Below are 2,106 nucleotides of genomic sequence, written 5' to 3'. Positions count from 1 at the left end.
ACCTCTTCACGCCGACCCAGACATGCCGGCCCTGGCCGAGGGGGATCTCGGTCTCCTGATCCACCGGCCCTCGACCGCGAAGGATCTCGTCCGAGAGCGTCTCGCTGCGGATCGCCGCCTCGTGCTTCTCGAGAATTCGTTCCACGAGCCCGGGGTCGGAGCCATCGCACCGCACCACGATCCGGTCCTCCACCCGGTACCCGGCCCTCTTTCGCAGATCCTGAATGCCGCGGATCAGGTCCCTCGACTGTCCCTCGATCAAGAGCGCGGGCGTGATTTCCGTCTCCAGGGCCACCATGAGGCCATGGTCGTGAGCCAAGGCGAGACCCGCTCGCGGCTGGTAGGAGATCTCGAACTCGTCCTTCTCGATCTCGTGCGTCCCCACGCGCAGCCTCCCGCCGGGGAGAACCTCGTATCTCCCTTCCTTGACCTCCGCCTGGACCCCCTTCATGGCCGGGCCCAGCCTCTTGCCGAGGATCGGGAAGTTGAGCTTGATCCCCGCCTCGCCCACCTCCGCGGCGGCGCGGTCGGTCCGGACGGACTTCACGTTCAGCTCCTCGCCCATCTCCCGGAGCAGATCCACGCCGAAATCGGGCAACCGCCCCGACAGCGGGACAAGCCACATCGTGGCCAGCGGCTGGCGCACCTTGATTTGAACCTTCTCCCGCGCCGCCCGCCCCAGGCTCACGGCCCGCAGAACCGCTTCCATCCTCCTGTTCGCCGCCTCGTCCAGCATCTCCGGCATCGGCTCGGGGTAATCCGTCAGATGGACGCTCTCGGGAGTCCCGGCTCGACCCGGCCCCCTCAAAGGCTCCGTCAGGTTCCGCCAGATCTCCTCGCTCAGGAAGGGAACGACCGGTGCGAGAAGCCGCGCGGTCGTCGTGAGCGCGTAATAGAGGGTTCTGTAGGCGAAGGTCTTGTCCTCGTCGTCGCCGCTCCTCCAGAACCGCCTCCGGCTCCGCCGGACATACCAGGTCGAGAGCCCGTCGAAGAACTCCTCGGTATCGCGGATCGCCCCCGCGAAATCGCACGCGTCGATCTTCTGCCTGAACCCTCCGATGAGACCGCTCAGGGCCGAGAGGATCCAGCGATCCAGCGGGTTCCCGCTCTGCCCAAGAGTCTCCTGCACCCTGGCGGTCCTGGGGTCGAACCCGTCCAGGCTGGCATAGGTGATGAAGAAGCCGTAGACATTCCAGAGGGTCAACAGCTTGCGGCGGACATCGTCAGCGGCGTGGTAGCCGAAACGCAGGTTGACCGAGGGATTCTGGGCGCAATAGAGCCATCGCATGACGTCGGCCCCCATCCGCTCAACGGCTTCGTCGAACCAGATGGCGTTTCCCTCGCTCTTGTGCATCGCCCTGTTGTCCTCGTCATGGACCTTCTCGTACGAGAAGACCTCCTTGTAGGGCGACCGACCCTCCAGCGTCACGGACATGAACATGAGCGAGTAGAACCAGAGGCGGACCTGCTCCCTCATTTCGCAGACCAGCTCCACCGGGAACCACTTCTCCCAGTAGGGCCGGTCCTCGAAGTACTTCATGGTCGAGAAGGGGACGATCCCGGCGTCGAGCCAGCAATCCCCGACATCCGGGATCCTCGCCGCCGCTTCCCCGCACTCGGGGCACTTGATCCTGACGGCGTCGATCCAGGGCCGGTGCAGCTCCGGCAGCCCGTCCACGACGGCGGGGTCCAGGGCGCGCTCGCGCAGCTCCGCCCTCCCGGTCACGATCGTCGTGTGGCCCCCGGCACAACGGAAGAACGGCAGGGGGAGGCCCCAATACCGCTTCCTCGAGATGCACCAGTCCCCCATGTTGTTGTACCAGTCCTGGACGCGCTTGCCGACCGACTCCGGGATCCAGTGAACGGTGTCCGCCGCCGCCTTCATCCGAGGGCGGATCTCGTCGCACGCGATGAACCACTCGAACTCCACCCGGAAAACCAGCTTCTCCTTGCACCTCCAGCAGTGCGGGTACCGGTGCTTGTAGGACTCCTTCCGGAAGAAGATCCCCTTCTTCTTGAGATCCTCGAGAATCGGCTTCTCGACGCCGTGAACATCCATCCCGGTGAGCCAGCCGAACCCCTCGATGTACTTCCCGGCCCCGTCCA

1 protein-coding gene is annotated in these 2,106 nt (G+C 65.3%); it reads right to left on the bottom strand.

The window, feature by feature from the left end; genetic code table 11:
• Positions 1 to 2,106: class I tRNA ligase family protein (locus tag FJY88_13810; protein ID MBM3288402.1), on the bottom strand; the 2,106-nt coding region annotated here is incomplete at both ends.

The organism is Candidatus Eisenbacteria bacterium, assembly GCA_016867495.1.
Classification (GTDB): domain Bacteria; phylum Eisenbacteria; class RBG-16-71-46; order CAIMUX01; family VGJL01; genus VGJL01.
This window is presented reverse-complemented; position numbering and strand designations above follow the sequence as displayed.